The following is a 21,308-nucleotide window of genomic DNA, read 5'->3' as shown; positions in this document are numbered from 1 at the left end:
GCTTCGATGGCTATACGTCGCACATCCCCATCATTATCAGCAGTGGCGCGGTCTTTGAGAATCGAGCGGGTGTCCGGGTCATCTTTGAAATTGCTGGCTAATGCTTCGATGGCTATACGTCGCACATCCCCATCATTATCAGCAGTGGCGCGGTCTTTGAGAATCGAGCGGGTGTCCGGGTCATCTTTGAAATTGCTGGCTAATGCTTCAATGGCTGTATATCGCACATCCTCATCATCATCAGCAGCGCTGAGGTCTTTGAGAAACAAGCGGGTATCCGGGTCATCTTTGAAATTGCTAGCTAATGCTTCGATGGCTGCATATCGCACATACTCTTCATTATCAGCAGTGGCGCGGTCTTTGAGAAACGAGCGGGTGTCCGGGTCATCTTTGAAATTGCTGGCTAATGCTTGGATGATTACATCTCGTACATACTCTTCATTATCAGCAATGGCACGGTCTTTGAGCCAGCGTAAGGTATCGTTGTTATCTTTCCAAATCGCGGCGACTGTTGTAACTGCTTGAGTGCGAATTTCCTGAACTAGCTCAGTTTCTTCTTCATCATCATCGGATTCGTAACAGTACCAGAGGTCATATTTAGTTAAGTCTTTTAGTTCGTTAAGCAATTTATTAGCCACTGACGCAATTACCGAGCGATTTCTCACTTCTGCGAGACACTTAGCCGCTAAAAACAAGTTGATAAATTTTTCCTCTTCCCCATCTTGCACCATTAAGTACTCAAGAATTTCACCAACAAACTTAACATCAATCATTCCCGCAATTAACAGCAATATCTCATGCCAAGTTTCATCTTGCCAGTGTTTGCCAAAAACTTCAGTGTTGAGAAATTCAATTGTAATACTGCGTTCCTTCTCAAACTGCCAGACAAACTCCCAAGCACAGAAATATTCTAAAAAAGTCCGATGCACAAAGGCATAGTAATCTGCACCCAAGAAACATAAAATAAAGTTGCGAGTTCGTAGTTGATTAATCATCACCCGCGCAAGTTCTCTAGCTTGACTCACTTCTATACTTTTGAGATAGTCAGTCAAAATCTTCTGTAAATCACCTGCACTAATCAAATTGCCAGCCAAACCTTTATCGCCGGTTTGCATGTGATAGGCAACCTGACGCAACATCGCTTGCTTATCTTTATAATCAATAGTTTTAGGATCTAACCTCTTATCTTCTTGCAAAGCACGTTCCACATCCCATTGATGCAATAGTACCCGCGATGCTTAATTATAAAGTTCGGCTCTATCTCTTGGCAATTCCTGATTCCGATTCAGAATCGCCATCATCGTCAACAACAGAGGATTTCCTGCTAGTTCAGCAATAGATTGTGAAGTGTCAATCCCTATTTTTAGCCGTTCCCGTTTTCTAACTTTATCTGCTGGATCAATAAAAGTTAACTCATGCCAGCGGTAAATAAAATCCTGAATTTGTTCTGCTTCTAAATCTTGCAATATAAAGTGGTGAAACTCAGCATCTCGCAAACGTTGCGGTTTGTAGCCAATGACGCGAGAAGTGACAATAACCTGCACATCACGATATTCATTAGTGAAGCGATGAATATCAGTAATTACATCTTCTCGTTGAGCAGGATCAAATACCTCATCCAAACCATCGAACATCACCAAAGCCTTACCACTCTTTAGCTGTTGGTGCAGTTGATGTTGGTTGAGGTGAGAAATCGCACCACTACATTTATGAAAAAATTCGAGAAAATTATGACACTCTTTCTCCTCCCGCCGCCGTATATAAGTGCGTAACTCAATCAGCACAGGAATCGCTAGAGATAAAGAATTATTCAGAGGACTCCTAGCCCAATTTAATGCCAAGTATTTTAATAAAGTAGATTTTCCGGAACCAGGGTCGCCCAGAATCACGATATATTTATTAGTCTGCTGCTCATTGACAATATCCACTACAGAACGTTTCGGTTGTTCTAAATAAACTCGTTTGTAGCGTTCTAATTCTCCTAACTCAACTTCTGCTTCCAGTTCGTTAGTTTCTTGCAATCTTCGGAGATGTTCTTTCGGCAGTTCGTGAATTCGGGGAATAACTTGATGAATTTCCCGGACATTTTGTGCTATGAATATATCCCAGACTTTGAGTTTATCTCGATAATCATAGGTACTCGTATCTAAACTGTCTAAATTAAGATTGCTATAGGTTTCTTTAATAGCTTCTTGGTATCTTTCCAAATCAAAATCAGGAATAATACCAGCTATCTCTGTTGTGTTGTTCTGGATTTTGTCTAAATTTCGGGAATCTAGAATCTCTCGCAGTTCAGGAACTCCTATAATAATCTCTTTAACCTTTTGCAGATATTTCCTAGCAATCCGTTTCCAGTTAAAATCATCCGGTAACGGGTATGAAGCATTAAGTTCGTACCAAATTATTTCTAATTTCTTGGTGTTTATAGTTTGAGAGTCATCTTTAAAAGCAGTTCCCAAAATTCCTTTGACTTCTGGATGCTTCAAAAATTTATTTAGCGGCTGCTCATAGTTTTTAATTTCATCTTCAGCAAGTTCACTATCATCTAAATCCTGCTGCATGAGTTGCAAAAATTCTGTTACAGCCATGACAACAGCTTTCTCCAGCGATTCTCGCTTAAAAGGCGCGGTTACAGCATTATTAAAGATATTTTTGAAAAAATCCTTAGCGTAGTCCTTGACTAAATCCTTGACAAACTCTTCGCTGATAATAGTTTTGACAAGAAATCCAACCGTTTTTTGACCTATCCAGAGAGTGAACCACTCAACTATCATACTCACGCCTGCTAAGTGCTTGACTACGAGTATATACACTCGCTAGAGAAATATTTCCAAATTTCTGAGTTTTTAGGGAGTGCGAGTCTACTCATCCAAAACTTAAGATTATCTGGATTTATATGCTGCGATCGCGCAAAAATATAGTTAACACGAGCATTCTCTTTATCTTTAAGCTTAAGAGGAAGGCTAACTGAAGATTTGTTAAAAATAACTAATAACTGTGCATTGATATTAGGAGTAGTTTTATGGTTCTACAAGTTAACTCCATCCAAAAAGAACCAATTGTTACTTGGGAAGCACTTCCAGCCGACTTCATTTTACCTGACGAGCCAGTGGAAAATATTCAACAACCTGCTCTTGCTGCTGCGCTTACCGATGCTTTGGGAAGCACAGGACGCATCCAACCTCAAATGCTGATTGGCTCTAATTTTGGGCTTGTAGCCACAGTCAACAAAAAAATCGTTGTCAAAGCACCAGACTGGTTTTATGTCCCTCAAGTGCAGTCTGTGGGAACAAATGTAATTCGTCGCAGCTATACCCCAAATTTAGAAGGTGCTGCTATAGCTGTAGTGATGGAATTTCTCTCAGACACAGAAGGTGGAGAACTATCAGTCCGTTCAACTCCACCCTATGGTAAACTCTATTATTACGAAAAGATTCTCCAAGTTCCAACCTACGTAACCTACGACCCCTACGAACCAAGCATAGAACTACGGTGCTTGCAAAATGGACAATATACCTTGCAGCAAGCAGACACAAATGGACGTTACTGGATTCCTGAGTTAGAGTTATTTCTCGGAATTTGGCAAGGTGAAAGATTATGTCAAACTATGAATTGGCTGCGCTGGTGGGATACAGAAGGAAATTTGCTGTTGTGGAGCAGCGAACAAGCCCAACAAGAACGCCAACGCGCCCAACAAGAACGCCAACGCGCCCAACAAGAACGCCAACGCGCCCAACAAGAACGCCAACGCGCTGATATATTAGCAGCTAAGTTACGTGAGCTAGGTATTGACCCTGATGCGACGCCGAATAGCCCGTCGTAGACATCGCATAACCTAAACAAATGCTGGGAATAATAATTTTGGGACATCAGCACCAAAATTCTATGAAACAGCAAAAAAATCAATTCAGTCATCTTACTGCGATCGAAAGAAATTATCTATCATTTCCGGCACAGTTTTTGTTAAATAAAAACCTTCTCCAAGGCAAAATACTAGACTTTGGTTGTGGCTTTGGTAATGATGTTAAAATATTGCGCCAAAAAGGTTATGATATTACAGGCTACGATCCTTATTATTTTCCAGAATATCCTGATACTAAATTCGATACAATAATTTGTTTTTATGTTTTAAATGTTTTGTTTACTGAAGAACAAACTAATGTTCTTATGGAAATATCCCACTTATTAAAACCAGGAAGTAAAGCTTATTATGCTGTAAGAAGGGATCTCAAAAGAGAAGGGTTTCGAGAACATTATGTTCATAAAAAACCTACCTATCAGTGTATTGCCAAACTTCCCTTTACTTCAATTTGCTTAGATGAATATCGGGAAGTATATGAGTATATTCACTATAATCATCAGCGAAATTCATCTAACTATTGTATATTCTGTAATCCTCATAAAACTCTCAGACTATTAACTGAGTCAGCAACTGCTTATGCTATTTTTGATGGCTATCCAATAAGTAAAGGACATGTTCTAATTATTCCCAAACGTCATGTAAATAGCTATTTTGAGCTACCATTTAAAGAGCAATCTGCTTGCTGGTTTATGGTGAATAAAGTACAAAAAATTCTCAAAAGTGAATTTGAGCCTGATGGTTTTAATGTAGGAATGAACATCAATCAAGCCGCAGGTCAAAATATTATGCACGCCAGTATTCATATCATCCCTCGTTACAAAGGTGATACTGTTAGCTCTAAAAGTGGAATCAGGAACGTTATTTCTAAAAAGCAATAATTTTTCTGTAATAATTAAAAATTCATAATTTTGCTATAACTTGATCGCTTTGAAGTAATTATAAAAATTACTGAAACATTATGACTTGCTCAAACTTATCTCATAAGGTTGAGATCAGCTATTAAATGCTTTGTCATTATGTATCTAACAAAACCTAATACCAATTCAAAATTCAAAATTCATGCATTAAGAAAGCCAGACAAAACAAAGGTTTGCGAGTATGTATCTGTCGCATTCTTTTTTCAAAAAATTGGTATAATTTTTAGGTTTTGTTGAAAATATTGCAAAATATTTCAGTTAAGACAGATTATCTGGATCTATTCCGAGCGCTCTTAATTGTTGCGCCAACTGTTGAACCCGTTGTTCTGCAACATCAGCGCGTAATGATTCTTGTTGAGCGCGTAATGATTCTTGTTGAGCGTGTTGTGCTTCTTGTTGAGCGCGTAATGATTCTTGTTGAGCGCGTTGTGCTTCTTGTTGGGCGCGTTGTGTCTCTTGTTGAGCGCGTTGTGTCTCTTGTTTTACTTGTTCTGCGGGCGTGAGATACCGTTGTCCTTGCTCATCATACCAATACATCCATTCCCGTGTTACACCACAATAATTTCCCCTTTCGCAACCAATTCCCAGTCCAATTTCTGGTAGCCAAATGGGGTTTCCCTCTTGCAATTCATACTTACCATCAACTAACTTATGTACTTCCAGATGCGGTTTGCGGCGGCGGCGAGAGGAATAAATCACGTAATAAAGTACACCTAAAGCCTCATATTCATCCAATTTAGTAGTGTATTCCTTGCGATAATTTTGGGAAATTACTTCTAAGACGAAAATCGGTACGACGTTTTCATCCCACAGCACATAACTAGGACGCAGTTCCTCATCATAAAACCGCTCTACTTCTAAGCTCAAAAACCCATCTGGCACAATTGGCGGTTTATCAGGGTGATAATAAATACCCATATCTATCGCAAACAACCAGTCCATGCGTTCTGACCAAAGCATCAGCAGGATCGCCTTTAACAAGCCTGGTATCAATTCTTGCAGTTCATTATCCACAGGCGTTTCATCAGAGTCTGGTAGTTCCTCGGCTGAGGGCAAGTACTTTGGCAAGTTGTACTCTAACATGGCTAGTTTTCCCAAAACTCAAAGGATATTTGGCTCTATTTGGCTCAACAGAATTATAGCGATTTATCCCCTTGCAATGTCATTAGTAGTCTGTCTCATTAATCACGAGGCATGAATGAATTCGTAGTCAGGACTTTAGTTCTAGTTTTTTAAGCACTTTAGTGCTTACTACAAACTCTTGAAATTAGCTTGTCAAATTACTAGTACAACATAGCGTAAATAAACATACCCCTTCGGGTTCGGCAGTTCCTCATGGGGGGAACCCCCAAGACCGGACTGCCTCACCATTTCAAATGGCACAAGAGGTTGGAATACAATTCTTTTGACTTTTGAACGCCAGTTGCTTCAAGTCGGGGAACCCGCCCAACGCACTGGCTCCTTTTGACTTCCGCCTTGCGGTACTAGTTTACTACTGTATATTAAGTACTCTACTGACACTAATTGATAGTTTTTGACTACTAAACAATCTTAAATCTGCCGGAATCATGAGCAATAAAATTTATTTGATGCCTAAATTCTAACTGTCACAATCCGATGATCTTGACGAGCCAATGTTTTGCTTTGACTAAGGGATACCACTTGTGATATTGACAAATAGACAAGATTCGACAGATATATTAGTTACTAGCTCGTTTCCTGGTTGTGTATAGCATTGCCTCAGCTAAAGTTGCAGCCCAGTCAAGCATACAAGCGTTTATACCCCACAAGGAAGTTGCTTGTGCCGATAAAATTTTGGTAACTCTTAACTATTAATAAATATATCGGTGCTTAGTGCTATTCATGCTTTATATTTAGCGACAGGGTGGTGCAAACAGCTAACTTATGTTCAAAAACTTAGAAAGCAGTGCCCATCGGGAGCAATTCACGCTTCGATACTATCAGCACGTACTGTAAGTAAAGGTTAAGTTGATATTCAAACGAATAATTTTTGCAAAATTGCGACAGATAAAGACTAAACTAAAAAGTCTTGTGCAGCAAAACCTGTAGCTTTAAATGAAGTAATCATGTCTAAGGTTCTTGTCTCTGATTCGATTGACCAAGCTGGAATTGACATTCTTTCGCAAGTTGCTACCGTTGATGTCAAACTAGGTCTAAAACCAGCAGAACTGATCGCAATTATTGGTGAGTATGACGCGCTGATGATTCGCTCTGGTACGCGCGTCACTCAAGAAATCATTGAAGCCGGCACCCAACTAAAAATCATCGGTCGTGCTGGTGTTGGTGTGGACAATGTGGATGTTCCCGCTGCCACCCGCCGGGGAATTGTGGTAGTCAATTCTCCAGAGGGAAATACAATTGCTGCCGCCGAACACGCGCTAGCGATGATTTTGGCTTTGTCTCGCCACATCCCCGATGCTAACGCTTCTGTGAAACGTGGGGCGTGGGATCGCAATAGTTTTGTTGGTGCGGAAGTCTACAAAAAAATTCTCGGTATTGTCGGTTTAGGTAAAATTGGCTCCCATGTTGCCTCTGTAGCTAGAACAATGGGGATGAAACTCCTAGCTTATGACCCTTTTATTTCTACAGAACGAGCCGAACAAATTGGCTGTCAGTTGGTGGAGCTAGATTTACTCTTCCAGCAAGCAGACTATATCACCCTCCACATCCCGAAAACCCCAGAAACTACCCACTTAATCAATGCCACAACCCTGGCAAAAATGAAACCCACAGCGCGGATTATCAACTGCGCTCGTGGTGGGATCATTGATGAAGTAGCTTTAGCAGCAGCTCTGAAAGCGGGTAAAATCGGTGGTGCAGCCTTGGATGTGTTCGAGTCAGAACCACTGGGTGAATCTGAGTTGCGATCGCTAGGTAAAGAAATCATCCTGACTCCCCACTTGGGAGCATCTACCACGGAAGCTCAAGTGAATGTGGCCATTGATGTTGCCGAACAAATTCGCGATGTCCTTTTAGGACTACCAGCACGTTCAGCCGTCAACATTCCCGGACTCGGCCCCGATGTATTGGAAGAACTCAAACCCTATATGCAACTAGCAGAAACTCTCGGTAATCTAGTGGGACAACTAGCTGGTGGAAGGGTAGAAGTACTCAATATTCGACTGCAAGGGGAACTCGCAACCAACAAAAGTCAGCCTTTAATCGTCGCTGCCCTCAAAGGACTACTTTACCAAGCTTTGCGGGAACGAGTAAATTACGTAAATGCCAGCATAGAAGCCAAAGAACGCGGAATTCGGGTGATTGAAACCCGCGATGCTTCTATTCGAGATTACGCCGGCACACTGCATCTAGAAGCCACGGGTACTTTAGGTACTCATTCTGTTACAGGTGCTTTGTTGGGTGAGCGGGAAATCCATCTCACTGACGTTGACGGTTTCCCGATTAACGTCCCACCCAGCAAATATATGTTGTTTACCTTGCACCGCGATATGCCAGGAATTATTGGCAAACTTGGTTCCCTACTTGGCAGTTTTAATGTGAATATTGCCAGTATGCAAGTAGGTCGTAAAATCGTCCGTGGTGATGCGGTAATGGCTCTGAGTATAGATGACCCCTTACCTGAGGGCATTTTGAATGAGATTATAAAAGTCCCTGGTATTCGGGACGCGTATACAGTAACTCTATAAAGGCAAAAGTAAAAAGGCAAAAGTAAAAAGAAATCCAGCGTTGCTGAATCAAGGGATGATTCTTGTAGGGTGGGCGTCTCGCCCGCCCCGAAATACAAGGGACGGGCTTTTCGGCCTATCCCACAAAACTAGCAAAATCATCCCGCAAATATGCAACGCCAGAAATCCTTTTTCTTTTGCCTCTTACCTTTTTACTTTTTACTTTTTTATGGCAAACACCTGGTGGGAACTAAATATTTTATGTGAGCCAGACTTAGAAGATTCGATCTTTTGGCGACTGGAAGATTTTGGCTGTCGTGGTACAGCTAGTGAAAATAAAGGAAATTCATCTTTAGTAAGAGCTTATCTGCCGACAATTCAAACACAGCTGCTAGATTTGGCAGCGCTGTCGCTATGGCTGCGTCAAGATGCTCTTTGTGTAGGAATTTTATCTCCTTCCTTGCAATGGCAGTTAATTGATGAGGAAGATTGGGCGACTAGCTGGAAACAATATTGGCATCCGCAGGAAATAGGCGATCGCTTTCTAATTAACCCAGCGTGGCTACCATTACCAGAAACAACCGAACGGTTAGTCATTCGTCTTGACCCTGGTGTAGCATTTGGTACGGGCAACCATGCCTCGACTCAGCTATGTTTAGAATCCCTGGAAATGCGGCTAAGTGGAGTTCCTCAGTCCTTTGTGGGTAATAATGGCAAACATGAGCATCTGGTAATTGCCGATATTGGCTGTGGTTCTGGTATCCTTTCCATTGGGGCGCTGCTATTGGGAGCCGAGAAAGTCTATGCAGTGGATACTGACCCTTTGGCGGTGCAATCAACTATCAGTAATGGTGTGCTGAATGATATTAGCCCAGAACGTTTATTACCTGCACAGGGAAGTGTAGACGTTTTGACAAAACTAATTGAAAGCCCAGTGGATGGTATTGTCTGCAATATTTTGGCTCATGTGATTATTGAATTGATTCCAGAAATGAGTGCGATCGCTAAACCTGAAACTTGGGCAATCTTCAGTGGTATTTTACTGGAACAATCTAAAGCTGTTGCTGATGCTTTAGAAGAAAATGGTTGGGTTGTCGCTACCCTGTGGAAACGCAAAGAATGGTGTTGCTTAAATGTACGGCGTTCTTAATTTGGTAGAAATTATCGCAATCCTAAACCATTTTTCAGGAGACAGGAGGCAGGAGGTCGAAGGCAGGAGGCAAAAGGAATCCACCCTTAAAAGAGTGGGATTGAATCCAGGACGTTTTATACCTCGCTGCAAATAATATAAATATAATTACTGATTTATAGAACTTTAAAACCAAAACTAAAGCGGAGCTGGAGAAGCTCCGCCTCCGGTTTAAATTCATACTCATTTCCTCCTGCCTCTGCCTCCTAACTCCTGCCTTTCTTGGTAAACAATTAGATCCCCAACTTCTTAAAAGTTGTCGGGGATCTTTAAGTAAGTGACATAATATATAGATTACCCACTATTGACTTTTGAAACTAGCGATGAAAGAACGGCTACAAATCCACAAAAAAGCTGACTCATCCGCTTATTCGTCAGAGCAAAGTCAGTTGCGATTGCATCTGTTAACTACCCACTCTCAACTTGGCTCCAACAAGCCTATAGTACAGGCAAAGGTAGAAAATCAGAAATTTCAACAATATCAGTTTGAGGCAACAAAACTCCAAATACAAGCCAAGCATGGCACTATCACGCCACAGGGACAAGAGCGACTCACTGTATTGCAAACAAAAATGAATGAGTCGTTGCAGCAAGGAAAGGAACACTCTTTACAGTTTGGTCATCACCTGAGCAAAATGGCAATAAAACGTGCTGATAGTGTGTCAATAGAAGAAATACAGCCAAAACTGACTATTGGTCAATCAGGAGATCAATATGAGCAAGAGGCGGATAGAGTCGCTACTTCTGTAGTCAACCAAATTAATAGAGCTACTTCGGAAAACCAAGACGCACAGCAGACAACTCTACCAGCTAATAAGAACGAACAAGCAAAGTCTGAAGAAATATTAGCAGCAAATAACTCAGCAGATAAAAAACAAAAATTTTTACAAGAATACTCGCTAGCCAAAACACTAGTAAATGGCATAGATGACACATTACCACAAGATAAAATACTGGAACAACTTTTCAAAAACTTTGTAAATATCCAATTTCAATACACAATGGTGAGTAAGAGTCCAGAAACGCTCTTAAAAGGCTCTCCAGAAGGAGATTGTCAGACATTAGCCCGGGCTTTTAAAAAAGTTGCAGAAGAATATTTTGGCATTGAAAAAATAACAATTGAAAGTATTGCTAAACCTTTTTTAAGTGAAGCTGGAGCTACCCCATACCAAGGGAAAAAGCCTAATTGTGATGACGGTAAACGATGGTTTTTCCAAAACCATTATTGGGCAAGCTGGAATGGAAAAATTTATGATGTTTTATTTCTCAGCAATAAACGAACCGAAGCTGATATGGCAAAACAGGTGCAACCACTCACCTCAATGTTGATGCCTGAACAAGAATACTATCAAACAGAAAAAGGAAAAATTGTATATCCAATTGTCAATAAGTATTCCACTGTAGAGGTTTCGATATTTGAAAAACTGAAAAACTTTGTTAATAATCTCGGTCAGTTTTTCTCCAACAGGATGAGTGCGATCATCAATAAAATTCGGTCTTTATTTGCTCAAAGTGCAAACAATACCAGTGGTTTTGATTCTCTAATGAGAGAACTCGAACACGACAAAAATAATGCTGCGATCGCAAACAAGTAAAGTCAATCATTTTAAGACCTTAATGGTATCGTTAATTTAGTGCGATCGCTATCTTCGGTTTCAGAAACAACGATAGTAAATGATGAAGAATCAAGATATTCTTTACCACTGACCTGAATTATCTTCCTGTTGTAAACCTATTAACTGTCGCCGCTTCCAAGCATAGTGAAGAATATTAATTCCTAATTCCTGAGCTGTGCGAATGGTCAATCTGGGTAAACTCAAATCTCTATCCAGTCCCCAAGCAGTTGCTAAATCACCAATTGCTAAAATAATTCCTCCACCGATTAACAGTTTAATTTGCTGTTGATTAACCATTGGTAGTGCAGCAAATAAAAAAGGTTTTGTCCTTAAAGGGTGACTCCGTTGCAATTCTTCTAAAGGTCTTAAAGGACTCTCTAACTGTTGTGCCAAAGCTTGAGTACTCTCAATCAGAGGATTAGCATTTGTTGGTGCATCAACTAAAAGTACACCACCTAAATTTAAGTAAGTTTTTAGGGATTCAAATTCGAGACTATTTAAAGAAATAGCCTGTCCACCTGTTAAATAAAGTATGTCATAGTCTTGGATATTTTCTGCTAAAGAAACCTGACCTGGTTCATCAGCCCCTCGCAAACTTGGGTATAGGGGTTCTACTGCTTGTAACAAATACGAAAGGCTGAAAAAATTACGCGCACATTCGGGATCGCTATGATTCGCCTGCGCCATACACACAAGTGCTTGGGGACGCATTTGTGCCTGACGGCGATAACGCAAATCAATATTGTTATATCCAGGAAAGAAAGCATCCGCAGGTTGGATAATGTCAGTATGTCCTGGTTGTAGGAGTATTCTACATATTTCTATTTCTGAACTGGCTGGTGTAGAGTTTATTTGGTCAATTCGATAAGTTTCTTGAACAACATCTCTTTGCTGTCCGCGCCGCAAGTCATCAGGATCTACATAGCTAACTACTAAGTAGATCATAAGCGGTTCAGAACTTGCTACTTCTAGATCGATAGGAAAATCATAAGAAGTTGGTACGACAATTAGATTACCTGCTAAATCAATTGCAATACCAGGTTGAATTTGTACCCAACGTCCATCTCGATATCTAGCTTCTACTTGGCTTGGGGCAGTGATATCTCGCACGCCTAAACCGCAGACAATTCCTGGTTGGTTTAAACTTTGGTATTGAGCATTTTGCCGATTACGGTGGTAATCATGGGCTGTACGCCAGCGTTCTGCATTGATTAATAAACCATCTGCGGCTTGCAGGCGTTCAAAAGATTTTATTGGTGGGGGTGGGAAAGGATGGGACATAAGTAATTCAAAATTCAAAATTCAAAATTTAAGAAAGGCTCACGCAGAGTCGTAGAGAGCGTCATTACGAATTATTTAATTAGAAGGATTTTCGATAGATAATTCATAGGTGCAAAAAGCAGGTTTTTCTTGTTCTATTATTCTTTGAATAAGTTCTTCGTTGATAATGCCACTAGAAATATTTGAGCGCAAACGTACTATAAAATGATATGGTTGTCCACCTGCTAAAACTGCATTTCCTAATTGTGCATCTCCGATAATAAAACTTGGGCCAAAAGGTTCTGTAATACTAATGTGTTTATCAGCTTCATTAGGTAAATCTTCGTCTAGCGGTAAACCAGTATAAAGGTGCAAGTAGAGACGCAATCCTTTACGAGTTCCTCGCCAGCGATAAAGTTCTACGGCTCGACGAATTAAACGCCGCTGTTGCTGGAGATCCCAAACAGAATCTACTTGCCAAGCAACCCAATGAGCCATAAAGGGTAGTAATGCTTGCGGTGCTGTCAAAGGATCAAGGTTTGCCCACATGACATTGTAACTATCAACTATTGGTTGAAAAGCTTGCTCAAATATTTTCATGAAGCGACCAATAAAATCCACTTCCCGATATAAAATTGGCAAGAATTCCATGTAGGCAGTATAGGGACGGATATATAAATCGAAATACTCGCTTCTCTCAATTTGTTCGTTGTCCGTACCTGCATCTATATGTAGGGTAACTAGGCTGCGAAAATTGAGAGTTAGTTTGTCTTTTTTTCCAGGAGAAATTGCTTCTTGGTCTTCAAAAAATGTGTCGGGAATTGAGAAGTAGAGGACAGCATCCATTTGCCCACGAGGCGGTATTTCACTGCCTTCTGTACCAATCTGACACCACTGGGATGGAAAGTTTCCTTCAACGCTTAAGTTTACCTGCAAAGGACGCTGTTCTAAGTTTTGCACTTGCACAATCATTTCGCTGGGATGCCCAGGATGCAAGAGTAAACTACGTCCAGCTACATTCATATTTTCCGCATTTGCAAATGTTAAACCTGCCACAGGTAAGGCTTCGGGAATTTGCATCGGCGTTAATTGAATGCGTACAGATGGACTAGAGCGACTTTGAACCATAGGATTGGGGATTGGGGACTGGGGACTGGGGGAGAATACTATTGAGAAATTACGAATTACGAATTATCTGGATGTCGTGATTTGAACGCAGATTTGTATCAGCCCAGGAACATATCAAACCTTCCGATCCAGGATCGATCAATTGTTCTGGCGATGGTTGTCGTCGCCAATTTTCTCCTTGCTTGCGGATGGGAAACAGCAAGACGGGACCTAAATGACGCACGCCTGGGGTTTGTTGCAGTAATGCCACAATATCTGATGTATAAACGGGTCGTCCAAATGGCCAACCTTTACCGTCGATTCCTCCAGTTAGTGGATTTAAATATTTATACAACGATCGCCTTATATTCCGGTGAACTTCTTCGCTGGCAAAAGGGTTGTTATATGCTGGCTCTAAAGCAATTTCTGTCTGTACAGAAACACCTACGTAATTTGGTTCTTCTAATTCTATTTGTACCCCTAATAACCGTCTTTCATCTAAGTAATTCAAAATTTGCTCTTGCAGGGCATTACTGAGGGCAAAATTTTCTGGTGTCATCCCATTGCCTTGCGCGATCGCGTCTGTATTGGCATAAGGAACTACCAGTAAACTAACTATACCAGCTTGTCTTTGAGAATTCGCTGGCAAACAGCGAACACGAGCGATCGCACCATTCCCCGCCTGTTGAGTTAAAACTTCAAAATCTTCAGCAGTGACGGCGCGATCGCGTGTACGAAGGATGCGGGGAGCCTTCATTACAGCTTGTTCCAGCGATTCGGCATCCGCACCATTGATTGCTGGTACACGGTTGACTACACTAGCAACATAAGGATATGCAGACTTCAAAAACTGGATTGCCCCAGTTTGAACATTGCCTTCTCTACCACCGCCTGTACGATAAGCAACCATCCTAATCTCTGAGCCACGGGGAGGAATCGCCCCGTACTGGTGTTCAGATTGATTATTTTCCCGGGTACTAAATTGTAGAGATGTGTCATCTAGTGATGGTTGCTGGATTTGCGTTGGCGCAGCCTGCCGCAGGCTTCGCATCTGGGTATGCTGTTTAAGTTGGCTAGGTTCTCGAATCAGTGGCCCAAATTGGATTGTACCAGTCAACGAATCAATGGTGTAATGAAAATGATACGGTCCAGAATCAGCAAAATCTCTTACCTCAGTCCACTTCTGAGGCAATCCACCAGCGGGAGTAACTAGAATATACTCATTTTCTCGGCGTTGTAAGATTGGTGCGCTTTGTAATTCAAAAGTCTGACCGGGTGTACCATCACTAATTCCTAAGCGCTCATCTTCAATAAAGGTACTGTGACTAGCCCTAACTGTACCGCCAACTGACCGCACTGCTAAACCAGTTATTCGTGGTGGACGATTGTAACCAGATTGATTGGCTTCTGTAGTAATAAAGCTACAACGTAGCCAACGACCCCGGTAAGAGGTAAAGTTGGTCACAGGCCAATTTTGCGGTAAATGCAGACGGACATCTGCCCCTTCAGCCGGATTACCACCCTGTTCAGCGAGTTCGTAAAAACTGAAGCCGCGAGTTTCATCATCTGACTCTTGGAATAAAACTGGTTGCCAATGTTCTCCATCCCAGGCTTCCCACTTCCGAGGCGGTTGATTGGGGTTAATACCAGCAGGCGTAGCTGCGGCTCCTTGAAAAGTAATATCTAGAACATTACCATCTAGAGGATCGTCAGAAGCGATCGCTAAATAAAAGCAGTTACCAGGCTGAGGTTCTTCTTCAAATATCGATTGTTCATTGCCTGTCCAGAAACCGTTAGATTCACGAGTCCATGTACTTGTGACTCTTTCTCGCAGAGATTGAGGAATGTCTTCGGTAGTTTGGGCAGTTAAGAAGTATTGTATGCGGGGGTTGCCGATAATTAGAGGAAAATCTGTACTAAAGGTAATACCTTCTGTGGTTTCAGTTGGAATAGTTGAAGCTTCTAATCCTGCCGGAATAGTGTAGGCTTCAGGTAGTGCAGCACTTAAATAAAAAGTTAATTCCGTGCGAGCTGGGGCGGGAGGTTGGAGACGAATACCCAGTAATTCTAGGAAAGCTACATAATTTTTTCGAGGTACTTGGTTAAATCTGAGCAACATCTGGTCAGTTAACCAAGCAAATAACTCAATTAGCGTAATTCCTGGGTCGCTGAGGTTGTGGTCTGTCCATTCTGGACAGTAGCGAGGAATACGCATTATACATTCGTCTACCAAATCATCGAAGGCGCGATCATCTAAGTTGGAAGAAGGTAATTTTGGTAGAAAGTCAAAGTTCACGATTCCTCCCCAGCTGAAACCAAATAATAAGGATAAACAAAGCTATAAATATCGGGACTGTCTTTGAGTCGATAATTGATGATGATATCCACTCTGCCACGCACAGGGTCGGGATCGGTGAGAACTTCATCAACAATAATCCGTGGTTCCCAAACTTCTAACGCTTCCAAAACATAAAGACGGATTTGCAGCAAGGTCTCGCTATTCAAAGTTGCAAACGCCAGTTCTGACAAGCGAGATCCAAATGTCGGTCGATAAACCCGCTCACCTACTCCAGTGCGAAGGATAATCCAAATAGATTCTTTAACTTTTTGATCTTCACGGCTAAGTTGTATCCCACCTTGCACACTTAAATGCAGTGGATAAGCCCAACCTGTTCCCAAATACTCTCGTTGACCACCATAAACCATATCTGGCACTTAGACAGCTGTTACATGGATATCTTCAAAGATATCGGCATAGAAAGTTTAAGCCTATTCGCCAAAGGTCGAGGTTGAAGAGGTAGGCAGGGAGCAGGAGGCAGGAGGTAAAAACATTACTCTTCCTGACATTCACGCTTGTCATTATGTCCTAACCTATATGACTACAGCTATATAACTGGAATTTTGTATAAATTAAAATTCGTGAATGAGTCTTTGATACTCGCTGACGAGTCTTTTTTACTCGTGAATAAGTCTTTGATACTCGCCGACGAGTTTTTGAACTCCGTGAATGAGTCTTTTTTACTCGTGAATGAGTCTTTGATACTTGCCGACGAGTCTTTTTTACTCGTGGACGCAGATCAGAATTTCACTTCTCTACCTTGCTACTCCCTTATCCCTTCTGCCTCTGCACTCAGCCGCCAATTAAAACAGTGGGATAACCTTTGACAATTTTATTCGGTGGCCCTAATGCTTCTATAATAGTGTCGCCCATACGGCAGGCAGGCAGGTTGTTAATTAGCACTGTCTTACTACCGTCAATTACAACACCGGGGCCATGGGGAGGTACAGGCGAGGGTGTGGCACAATTATGAATATCAGCACCTGCCGCAGCGGAAGTGATTGCGCTACTCATGGTAGTTGATGCTGTTGTTTTTGTAGTTTGTTCGGCGGCTAGGGCAGCAGGTGCCCCTGGTGTACCTGCCGCTGCCTTGGTAGCAGTCTCGGCTGCTAAGACAGTCGCATCAGAAGATGTTTTGGCAGATAGCAAAGCTGGTACTGCTGCTGCTAGCACACCCCGCCACGCAGGTAAAGACCCAATCAACACATTGCGACTACCTGGGCCTCCTGTCAATACTGGCGGTAAGGGATGCGCTACATTGTCGGTAATTCTTGCTGCTGGTCTACCCATGACAACCTCCTATAGTGTTTTTCATTACTAAACTTCAAAATACAGCAGATTGCAAGTAAGTGAGGTACAAAATCTAGGACTGATTTATCAAATATAAAAAGTTTCTATTTCTTCCCTCCTGCCTCCTGCCTCCTGCCTTCTGCCTCAAAACCCGTAACTTTGTACTTCATGCAAATGAAAACTGCTGTAATTCGTAATTAGTAATTAATTAAGGCGAATCATCGCACCTTTAACTGTAATTACACCCCTGGCTGAAATATCTATATTTCCAACAGCATCTAATGACAGATTACCTTTTGATTGCACTGAAATAGACCTAGCGATGTCATCCATTTCGATTGTATGACCGCCTCTAGTTTTAATTAATATACGCCTTTGACTATCATTGAGATAGATTGTGTGACCGTATTTAGTTTCTATACGAATACCTGTTTTACTAGTTAGTTTATCTTCGTCGATAAACTGTAGAGTATGTCCGACACGAGTTGCAAAGGTGCGTAATCTTACGCCACGTTTTGTAACTGAGTCACGCACCTTTTCCGGTGGTGCATCCTTACCGTTCCACACTCCGCCAATTACATAGGGACGATGGATATCGCCATGCTCAAAACCTACCAGTACTTCATCGTCTATCTCTGGTAAACAGTCGAAACCTCTATTTTTCCCTGCTCCCAAAGCTACAACTCTCGCCCAGTCACTTGTATCTTTTTCTGTGAGGGTGGGAAACTTGACTTTCACTCTACCCAATGCCTCTGGGTCTTGGTTATCAGTCACAATTCCCACTAATAAAGTCTCAGATGGTTGTAGGCGTTTTTCTGGAGATAAAGTTGTGAATAAGTCACCAGAACGTAGTCCCCGTACGCTGAAATCAGTTTTATAAACACGCTGACTGAAGAAATGGCGTGTTTCTGTAACATAATACTTACCACTATAGCGATCGCCCATACCTTGAAGAGTAACAACTCGCCCTGGTCGAATCTCAGGATTACCCTCTGCCTTGGCATCTGCATAAACAAATTCTCCTCCCAGTTCATCACACAGAGCCTGAGCCATAGTCTTTGCTTGTTTCGCGCTGGCAACGGGTTTATCTACAACAATCATTTCCTGGGACTTAAGATTGGGAAATGCAGTACTAGTACTAGTTCCTAGCTTATTACCTGTCTGGGTTGTTTGGTTCTCTTTTTTAGCTGTTTGGGTAATCAATTTTTTCTTGGTATAGTCCCATGCACGTACTTCCACAGAACTTACCTGTTCAGCACTGGTGACGCGAGTACTAAATTTATTAATATCAATTAGCCATTTTAGTGGTAAAGCTCCCTGAGCTTTTGGTTTGCAAAAATTCATTTTACCATCTGTCATAAATAGTTCAAAACCAATGCGAGCAGCCCTTTCCCGTAAAAATTCCATATTAGTTTGGTTTTCTTGGAAGACATACTTATGGACTTCGCCACTTAGGTCTATATTGCCAAGTTTTATCCCTACTTCTTTAGCTATTTTTTTGACTATATCGCTATCCCTTTGATTTGAAAAAGCACGATTATAACGACCTCTGTGAAGACGATGGGAAATATCATAGCCGCGAACAATGATATCAGCTTGGGATTTTTCATTGAAGTGAACTTCCAGCCCCGTAATTTCGCCTTCAATCAGAATTTTTTCTTTATTATCTTTAAAGTTCTGATCTAGAGTAGTACTCTCACTGAAACCTAACTTCACTTTCTTACCAATTTTAAATACCTGCTCATATCGCCAAGGTTTGTTTTGTTGACGGTCAGAAGCGGGAATATAGCTATTATGTACTACTAACGTAAACATTGCTGGCAAATGAAGGCTTTCTTCTATGGTGATTTGCAGCAAATCTTTCATCAATTCTGAAGAATCGCTTAGTCCTTCTATCTGGATTGTTGGTTCACTTAGATAAAGACTTTGTTTAGCCATAACTATTATTTTATTAGTATGAAATGTTCAGATTAGCCTTGAATGATAAATGATTGAAAAATTAGTATTTATCGCTTTGGTGACTTCGGTTGATCAGTTTTACCTATCTTTTGATTTGGCTGACGATTTGTACCTTTAGAAGCTGATGCTTTTCCTTTAGGAAGGTTGTTTTTATCTACTTCTTGTAAGGATATATCTACCATTGCTCTAACTGGTGTGCCATCAGTTAGAAACATATTTAAAGTGTAAGTTAAACTTGTGATTACACAATAAAAATACTCTGATCCCCATGTCAATTTGTAAACAGGTGGTCGCTTATCCGGCGATCCTTTAATAGTTTCTACACCTTTTTTGATTTTATCTATGTATTTTGTCATTACTGACTCTTTTGTTTCATAGGTATCGTAGAGTAACTGTTTAAGTGTAAATTTATAAGGCTCAACGCCAGAAAAGTTAACTTTAGGGAGAAGTTCAGTACCTCTATTACCTGGTTGACTCTGCCAGTTAACAGTTCGACTAAAACTAATGTCTGTGGGATTAAACATGAATTCAATATTTGGTGCTTCACCGTTATGAGCTACAAGTTTGGCTTTCTCAAGTTGCGGTTGAGACTTTTGAATAACAATAATTGCTGGACTTGCCATTTGAGTTTTTCTCCTAAAATTATTGAATAGTATTTACCAAGGGAATCGACCTGAGTGACCGCCATGACGCTCTCGCTCAATTTCTATCCGTTGCCGTAATCTGTTATAAATTTCACGCGCTAGAGCTTCAATATCAGCTGTATCATCTTTATCATCTTCTTGAGAAGACGAGGATACGCTCTCTATCGTCTCAGTTACTGGTGCTATTTCTCTAGATATGTCGGGTGGAATGACTTCTCCACCATCAGCAAAGCCTCTAGGTGAAGGAAGATGTTTAGCAAAAATTTGTGGCGATTCTGAAACATGAGAAGATTCATAATTTTGGCTGTTAGATTCTACATCACTAAAGTTGAAGCTAGGGAATTCATCATTATTTCCATTTAGTAAATCTTCCACACTTGACCATTGAGAAGGTGTGTTTGACCATTGAGAAGATGTATTAGTTCTAGGATTTGCTTTTCGGAAAATCAGGGGAGGTGATGAGTATTGAGGTGAAGGTTCATCTACATGAATTGTTTCGTTTTGAAGAGGATTAAGCTGTGGAGAATTTAGGATAGAAAGTTTCTGTTTTCCAATATCCAACCCCAAAGAAGAAGGAATTAAAGAATTCGATACATCAGGGGAGCGAGTCTCAGCACTTTTTAGTTGCAATGAAGTGTCTGGAAAAGAATCGACTTTAGTCGGGGTTTCTGGAGAGGTTATTTCTTCTGGTTCTTGAGCATTGGGTGTCTGTAAACTTGGAAGGATGAGATCCTGCGGTGTTCCACCAGTGTTGATGTGATGCAGTAGAGGTAAATTCTTCTGTGCATCCCCAGTATTAACGTGGGAGTCTGTCACCTGACCACCACTAGCATAATCTTTAGGTGCTGACAAATTTTCTACAGTCGTATTTTGTTCAACTTTAAGTGGTGTGCTTAACTCATCTTGTGGGGAGGTTGGATTGTCTGAGGTATCGACAAAGGTTGATATTTCAGGATTTATTACCGCAGTGGGAAATTCTGATTCTACTGTTTGTTCATTGTCAATAATTTTCCTGAAAATACTCGCAGTTTCACCAATTTCAGGTGATGTGGCGCTAATTCCTGGTGCTTCAACGATTTCAGGCGATGTGGCGCTAACTGCTGCTGCTTGATTAATCTCAGGCGATGTGGCGTTAACTATTGCTGCTTGATCAGTCTCAGGTGGTGTAGCGGTAATTTTTGGTGCGATCGCAGTTTCACCAATTTCAGGTGATGTGGCGCTAATTTCTGGTGCTTCAATGATTTCAGGCGATGTGGCGTTAACTATTGCTGCTTGATCAGTCTCAGGTGGTGTAGCGGTAATTTTTGGTGCGATCGCAGTTTCATCAATTTCAGGTGATATGGCGGTAATTCCTGGTGCTTCAATGATTTCAGGCGATGTGGCGTTAACTACTGCTGCTTGATCAATCTCAGGCGATGTGGCACTAATTTTTGGTGCGATCGCAGTTTCACCAATTTCAGGTGATGTGGCGCTAATTCC

The 21,308-nt window shown here is 41.3% G+C and carries 15 protein-coding genes and 1 pseudogene; 5 read left to right on the top strand and 11 right to left on the bottom strand.

Going from position 1 to position 21,308, the window contains the following annotated elements; all coding sequences use genetic code 11:
* Together V7K56_RS09075 and V7K56_RS09070 are read right to left on the bottom strand one after the other, a co-directional pair.
* Positions 1-1,223, bottom strand: a 1,223-nt coding sequence (locus V7K56_RS09075; protein WP_334909661.1) for an NACHT domain-containing protein, incomplete at its 3' end; no start/stop codon positions are given.
* Positions 1,224-1,238: 15 nt separating this feature from the next.
* On the bottom strand, positions 1,239-2,774 hold the full coding sequence (locus V7K56_RS09070) for an NACHT domain-containing protein (protein WP_334909659.1): 1,536 nt from the start codon (positions 2,772-2,774) through the stop codon (positions 1,239-1,241).
* Positions 2,775-3,022: 248 nt separating this feature from the next.
* Between V7K56_RS09070 and V7K56_RS09065 the strand changes: the two genes are divergently transcribed.
* Both V7K56_RS09065 and V7K56_RS09060 read left to right on the top strand, forming a co-directional pair.
* Positions 3,023-3,823: a Uma2 family endonuclease gene (locus tag V7K56_RS09065; RefSeq protein ID WP_334909657.1), complete on the top strand. Its 801-nt coding sequence runs from the start codon at positions 3,023-3,025 to the stop codon at positions 3,821-3,823.
* A 62-nt stretch (positions 3,824-3,885) separates the two neighbouring features.
* On the top strand, positions 3,886-4,740 hold the full coding sequence (locus V7K56_RS09060) for an HIT family protein (protein ID WP_334909655.1): 855 nt from the start codon (positions 3,886-3,888) through the stop codon (positions 4,738-4,740).
* 297 nt (positions 4,741-5,037) lie between these two features.
* Here V7K56_RS09060 and V7K56_RS09055 read toward each other — a convergent pair whose 3' ends face one another.
* Positions 5,038-5,862 carry a Uma2 family endonuclease gene (locus V7K56_RS09055; protein WP_334909653.1) on the bottom strand — a complete coding sequence of 275 codons (825 nt, stop codon included), beginning with the start codon at positions 5,860-5,862 and terminating at the stop codon, positions 5,038-5,040.
* Between the two features lie 1,004 nt (positions 5,863-6,866).
* Between V7K56_RS09055 and serA the strand changes: the two genes are divergently transcribed.
* The 3 genes from serA (at position 6,867) to V7K56_RS09040 (ending at position 11,210) form a co-directional block, all read left to right on the top strand.
* Positions 6,867-8,447, top strand: a complete 1,581-nt coding sequence (gene serA, locus V7K56_RS09050) for a phosphoglycerate dehydrogenase (protein WP_334909651.1) — start codon at positions 6,867-6,869, stop codon at positions 8,445-8,447.
* A gap of 208 nt (positions 8,448-8,655) precedes the next feature.
* Positions 8,656-9,576, top strand: coding sequence for a 50S ribosomal protein L11 methyltransferase (prmA, locus tag V7K56_RS09045; RefSeq protein WP_334909649.1), 921 nt, complete (start codon positions 8,656-8,658; stop codon positions 9,574-9,576).
* A gap of 362 nt (positions 9,577-9,938) precedes the next feature.
* Positions 9,939-11,210: a hypothetical protein gene (locus V7K56_RS09040; protein WP_334909647.1), complete on the top strand. Its 1,272-nt coding sequence runs from the start codon at positions 9,939-9,941 to the stop codon at positions 11,208-11,210.
* Positions 11,211-11,312: 102 nt separating this feature from the next.
* Here V7K56_RS09040 and V7K56_RS09035 read toward each other — a convergent pair whose 3' ends face one another.
* The 8 genes and pseudogenes from V7K56_RS09035 to V7K56_RS09000 all read right to left on the bottom strand — a co-directional run.
* Complete coding sequence (locus tag V7K56_RS09035; RefSeq protein ID WP_334909645.1) at positions 11,313-12,512, bottom strand: DUF4159 domain-containing protein; 1,200 nt, start codon at positions 12,510-12,512, stop codon at positions 11,313-11,315.
* A 75-nt stretch (positions 12,513-12,587) separates the two neighbouring features.
* The gene (locus V7K56_RS09030; protein ID WP_334909643.1) at positions 12,588-13,619 is read right to left on the bottom strand and encodes a phage tail protein; all 1,032 of its coding nucleotides are present in this window, start codon (positions 13,617-13,619) and stop codon (positions 12,588-12,590) included.
* A gap of 49 nt (positions 13,620-13,668) precedes the next feature.
* A complete protein-coding gene (locus tag V7K56_RS09025; RefSeq protein ID WP_334909641.1) occupies positions 13,669-15,894 on the bottom strand; it encodes a putative baseplate assembly protein in 2,226 nt (741 codons plus the stop codon).
* Positions 15,891-16,304 carry a GPW/gp25 family protein gene (locus V7K56_RS09020; RefSeq protein ID WP_334846357.1) on the bottom strand — a complete coding sequence of 138 codons (414 nt, stop codon included), beginning with the start codon at positions 16,302-16,304 and terminating at the stop codon, positions 15,891-15,893. The genes V7K56_RS09025 and V7K56_RS09020 overlap by 4 nt, the downstream gene beginning before the upstream one ends.
* A 424-nt stretch (positions 16,305-16,728) precedes the next feature.
* Positions 16,729-17,226: a PAAR domain-containing protein gene (locus V7K56_RS09015; RefSeq protein WP_334909639.1), complete on the bottom strand. Its 498-nt coding sequence runs from the start codon at positions 17,224-17,226 to the stop codon at positions 16,729-16,731.
* Positions 17,227-17,430: 204 nt separating this feature from the next.
* Positions 17,431-19,164 (bottom strand): VgrG-related protein, encoded by a 1,734-nt coding sequence (locus V7K56_RS09010; RefSeq protein WP_334909637.1) that lies wholly within the window; start codon positions 19,162-19,164, stop codon positions 17,431-17,433.
* A gap of 68 nt (positions 19,165-19,232) precedes the next feature.
* Complete coding sequence (locus V7K56_RS09005; protein WP_334909635.1) at positions 19,233-19,808, bottom strand: CIS tube protein; 576 nt, start codon at positions 19,806-19,808, stop codon at positions 19,233-19,235.
* Positions 19,809-19,841: 33 nt separating this feature from the next.
* Positions 19,842-21,308, bottom strand: a pseudogene (locus V7K56_RS09000) (hypothetical protein); the annotation flags it as partial.

Source organism: Nostoc sp., assembly GCF_036917535.1.
In the GTDB taxonomy this organism is placed as follows: Bacteria; Cyanobacteriota; Cyanobacteriia; order Cyanobacteriales; family Nostocaceae; genus Nostoc.
Note: the sequence above shows the minus strand (reverse complement) of the source record. Positions and strands in the feature narration are given on the sequence as shown.

Coding starts and splice junctions, on each gene's coding strand:
- V7K56_RS09055 (WP_334909653.1), bottom strand. CDS start 5,862: ATGTTAGAGTACAACTTGCCAAAGTACTTGCCCTCAGCCGAGGAACTA.
- V7K56_RS09010 (WP_334909637.1), bottom strand. CDS start 19,164: ATGGCTAAACAAAGTCTTTATCTAAGTGAACCAACAATCCAGATAGAA.
- V7K56_RS09040 (WP_334909647.1), top strand. CDS start 9,939: ATGAAAGAACGGCTACAAATCCACAAAAAAGCTGACTCATCCGCTTAT.
- V7K56_RS09070 (WP_334909659.1), bottom strand. CDS start 2,774: ATGATAGTTGAGTGGTTCACTCTCTGGATAGGTCAAAAAACGGTTGGA.
- V7K56_RS09065 (WP_334909657.1), top strand. CDS start 3,023: ATGGTTCTACAAGTTAACTCCATCCAAAAAGAACCAATTGTTACTTGG.
- V7K56_RS09035 (WP_334909645.1), bottom strand. CDS start 12,512: ATGTCCCATCCTTTCCCACCCCCACCAATAAAATCTTTTGAACGCCTG.
- V7K56_RS09060 (WP_334909655.1), top strand. CDS start 3,886: ATGAAACAGCAAAAAAATCAATTCAGTCATCTTACTGCGATCGAAAGA.
- V7K56_RS09015 (WP_334909639.1), bottom strand. CDS start 17,226: ATGGGTAGACCAGCAGCAAGAATTACCGACAATGTAGCGCATCCCTTA.
- V7K56_RS09005 (WP_334909635.1), bottom strand. CDS start 19,808: ATGGCAAGTCCAGCAATTATTGTTATTCAAAAGTCTCAACCGCAACTT.
- V7K56_RS09030 (WP_334909643.1), bottom strand. CDS start 13,619: ATGGTTCAAAGTCGCTCTAGTCCATCTGTACGCATTCAATTAACGCCG.
- prmA (WP_334909649.1), top strand. CDS start 8,656: ATGGCAAACACCTGGTGGGAACTAAATATTTTATGTGAGCCAGACTTA.
- serA (WP_334909651.1), top strand. CDS start 6,867: ATGTCTAAGGTTCTTGTCTCTGATTCGATTGACCAAGCTGGAATTGAC.
- V7K56_RS09020 (WP_334846357.1), bottom strand. CDS start 16,304: ATGGTTTATGGTGGTCAACGAGAGTATTTGGGAACAGGTTGGGCTTAT.